Here is a 2,661-nt window from a genome sequence, read left to right as displayed (position 1 = left end):
GGGGGGGGGGGGGGGGGGGGGGGGGGGGGGGGGGGGGGGGGGGGGGGGGGGGGGGGGGGGGGGGGGGGGGGGGGGGGGGGGGGGGGGGGGGGGGTGGGGGGCGGGGTGGCGAGGGGGATGAGGGCGGGGGGGAGGGTGGAGGCGGAGGGGGGCGGCGTCCACGCGGGGAGGGGGGGGGCCTGGGGAGGGCCGCCCGCGGGCAGGACGACGGTGGCCAGGGCGGCACCCGAGGCGGCGAGTCGCCCGGGCGCGCCGGCGACGGTGACGAGGACCTGGCGCATCACGGCAGCCTCCCCGCGTAGCCGTAGGTCTCGATGAACAGGTCCCGGAACTCGCATTTGTGCATCCGGGGGAGGAATAACCGGATGACCTGCTTCGCAGAGAGCTTGGGCGCCTTCACGCGGAACGGGTTGTCAGCATGCTCCATCATCCCGCAGTCCCAGTCGATGACGGCGTCGGCCAGCCGGAGGGCCTCCTCGGCGGCTGTGTCGAAGGTCAGCGGGATGGTGAACTCGTTGGCGGCGAGGACGTGAAGGATGCGGAACGTCTCGTCGCCGATCTTGGCGATGCCGGTCGCCACGTCGAGGTCGATTGTGCCGATGTCCAGGGTGTCGTCGAGGTCGAGGTGCACCATACCCATCAGTTGATCCTCCCGACGAAAAGATCGTCCATCTCGTGGGGCCCGGGCCTGATGGGCAGGGGCCGCGGCCGCGGTTGGGATTTGTCGCGGAACGCCGTGCACCGAGGCTGCCCGTCGTCGCCGTAGACCCAGGCCGTCGGGTAGGCGGCGTCACGGACGTCGCAGGCCATGGCCTTGCCAGGAATCCTGCAGATGCCCCGAATGCTGCAGCCGTCGCACCACGCGGCCTCAAAGATCTCCCCCTCGGTCCCGCTGGAGGGTCTGTAGGGGCGTCCCGCGGCGGACGCATAGAACCGGGCCGCGCCGTCGGATGGGTAGATCTTGCGCTTCATGCCGCCCTCCTAGTGTCGAGGGGCTCGGCCGGGATGAGCCGTTCCGCGGGCACGCCGGCGTGCGCCTCGAACCACGCGGCCACGGCACTGTGCCGGGTCGTGGTGAACTCCCCCTCGGAGACTTCGCGCAGGACGAGGTGCCGCTCACCCACCGCGATGGGCAGGCCCGTCAGGTAGCACCGGTGTTCTCGGCGGGCTCGGACGACACGGCGTTCGAGTTCGGTCACCTCCGTCTCGTCGCCCTGGAAGGGCACCATCCCCAGGAAGTCGTCGTCCACGACCGTAGCGACCGCCTTGGCCTTCAGCCACGCCACGTCGGCGTCGTTGTGCCGGCCCCACTCGACCCGGCCGAGGATACGCTCCTGGAGGAAGGTCGCGCGGGCCTCGTCGTCGACGAGGGGGTCGTCCCCGATTGCCTCGAACAGGGCATGGACGTCGCGCATGCCGTGGGAGCCGAACACCGCGACGCTGGCCTTCTCCTGGGCCTTGCGGTCCAGGAGGGCAGCCACGCCGAGCGCGACGCCGTACAGCAACGCGTCGATGCGGTCCGGACCGGGAAGGCTGGCACTGCCCAGCCCGAGGTCGCAGGCCAGGGCGAGGGCATCCTCATCGCCGGCCCGGACGCGGGAGTCCCAGACCAACGCGTTCGCCCATGCGGTGTTAGGAAGCTCGTCTGCGTACCGGTGCGGCTCGTAGGGGATCTCGGTGACGCGGCGCATTAGGCGGTCCTCCCCTGAGCGAGGGCGGCGGCCAAGGCGGTCGCCTCGGTCGTGCTGATCAGCGCGACGAGGGGGACACCCGCTATCGTGAGCGGCACCGTCCGCCCCGTCGGCTGCCCGGCGCCCGGGGCGAGGCCCGCCTGAGCGAGCTTGCCGATGATGCGGGTGGCGACCTCGGTGGCGGGGCGGCTGCCACCCGAGACGATCTCCCCGGCAATGAGATCGCGCGCCGGGTCGGCTAGGGCGGCCGCATGGCGGACGACGGCGTACCCGGCATTATGCAGGGCATCGAGGACGGTGATGGCGGCGGTCAGGTCGGCGGGGCGGCCGAGGGCCTGCGCGACGGCGGTCGTGGTTCGATGGGAATCGTGGCGCATCAGACGGACCTCTCGCTGTCGTAGATGTCCGGCCGCTCTTCGGTGAGGGCCGCGAGGCGGCGGTACAGGTCCTCCACGGACTGCAGCATCAGGAACGTGGCGTCGGGGTCGTCGCTGTCCCCGTGGAGGGCCGCGAAGGCGCCGGGGTTCTGAGCAGCCCGCAGGAGATGCCGTAGCCATCCGAGGTCCGACAGGTGGGGACAGTCCCGCCCGTCGGGGCCAACGATGGCGTCGAAGAACACCGCCGCGGATGGCGGCGTGCGGCGGGCCGCGGCCTCGACGGCTTCGGCGCCGTCAACGGTAAAGGTCGTCTTGATGTCGAGGGTGTCGCGCCGCATGGGACGCATCCTGTAAAACCGGGGTTGCGGGAACGGGTGGCTGCGCCCCTGCCGCCGGGCGCGTCGACGAGGTGGCGTCAGGCGGCCTGGGACGGGGGCTCCGTCATGTCCGGAGGCCGTTCCAGATCGCCCGCAGGGTGTCCTGCGTGGCGTCGCCGAGGGTGTAGTTCTCGTAGCCGCGCTGCGAGAACGGCGCGATGCAGCACGGCAGCGCCCGGCCGTTGGCGGTGACGTACATCACGTTCCAGGGCCGGC

Annotated in this window: 6 protein-coding genes; all 6 read right to left on the bottom strand. The window is 72.2% G+C overall.

Going from position 1 to position 2,661, the window contains the following annotated elements; translation table 11 throughout:
* Positions 1-280: 280 nt before the first annotated feature.
* Positions 281-640 (bottom strand): hypothetical protein, encoded by a 360-nt coding sequence (locus MKK88_RS28485; RefSeq protein ID WP_244005842.1) that lies wholly within the window; start codon positions 638-640, stop codon positions 281-283.
* A complete protein-coding gene (locus MKK88_RS28480; RefSeq protein WP_244005840.1) occupies positions 640-972 on the bottom strand; it encodes a hypothetical protein in 333 nt (110 codons plus the stop codon). The genes MKK88_RS28485 and MKK88_RS28480 overlap by 1 nt, the downstream gene beginning before the upstream one ends.
* Positions 969-1,691 carry a hypothetical protein gene (locus MKK88_RS28475; RefSeq protein WP_244005838.1) on the bottom strand — a complete coding sequence of 241 codons (723 nt, stop codon included), beginning with the start codon at positions 1,689-1,691 and terminating at the stop codon, positions 969-971. Before MKK88_RS28475 ends, MKK88_RS28480 begins: the two co-directional genes overlap by 4 nt.
* Positions 1,691-2,068, bottom strand: a complete 378-nt coding sequence (locus tag MKK88_RS28470) for a hypothetical protein (protein ID WP_244005836.1) — start codon at positions 2,066-2,068, stop codon at positions 1,691-1,693. Before MKK88_RS28470 ends, MKK88_RS28475 begins: the two co-directional genes overlap by 1 nt.
* Positions 2,068-2,406 carry a hypothetical protein gene (locus MKK88_RS28465; RefSeq protein ID WP_244005834.1) on the bottom strand — a complete coding sequence of 113 codons (339 nt, stop codon included), beginning with the start codon at positions 2,404-2,406 and terminating at the stop codon, positions 2,068-2,070. The genes MKK88_RS28470 and MKK88_RS28465 overlap by 1 nt, the downstream gene beginning before the upstream one ends.
* Positions 2,407-2,509: 103 nt before the next feature.
* Positions 2,510-2,644, bottom strand: coding sequence for an SPASM domain-containing protein (locus MKK88_RS28460; protein WP_244005844.1), 135 nt, complete (start codon positions 2,642-2,644; stop codon positions 2,510-2,512).
* Positions 2,645-2,661 lie beyond the last annotated feature (17 nt).

Origin of the sequence: Methylobacterium sp. E-005 (assembly GCF_022829725.1) — a bacterium.
Taxonomy (GTDB): domain Bacteria; phylum Pseudomonadota; class Alphaproteobacteria; order Rhizobiales; family Beijerinckiaceae; genus Methylobacterium.
Note: the sequence above shows the minus strand (reverse complement) of the source record. Positions and strands in the feature narration are given on the sequence as shown.

Coding starts and splice junctions, on each gene's coding strand:
- MKK88_RS28465 (WP_244005834.1), bottom strand. CDS start 2,406: ATGCGGCGCGACACCCTCGACATCAAGACGACCTTTACCGTTGACGGC.
- MKK88_RS28475 (WP_244005838.1), bottom strand. CDS start 1,691: ATGCGCCGCGTCACCGAGATCCCCTACGAGCCGCACCGGTACGCAGAC.
- MKK88_RS28485 (WP_244005842.1), bottom strand. CDS start 640: ATGGGTATGGTGCACCTCGACCTCGACGACACCCTGGACATCGGCACA.
- MKK88_RS28470 (WP_244005836.1), bottom strand. CDS start 2,068: ATGCGCCACGATTCCCATCGAACCACGACCGCCGTCGCGCAGGCCCTC.
- MKK88_RS28480 (WP_244005840.1), bottom strand. CDS start 972: ATGAAGCGCAAGATCTACCCATCCGACGGCGCGGCCCGGTTCTATGCG.
- MKK88_RS28460 (WP_244005844.1), bottom strand. CDS start 2,644: ATGTACGTCACCGCCAACGGCCGGGCGCTGCCGTGCTGCATCGCGCCG.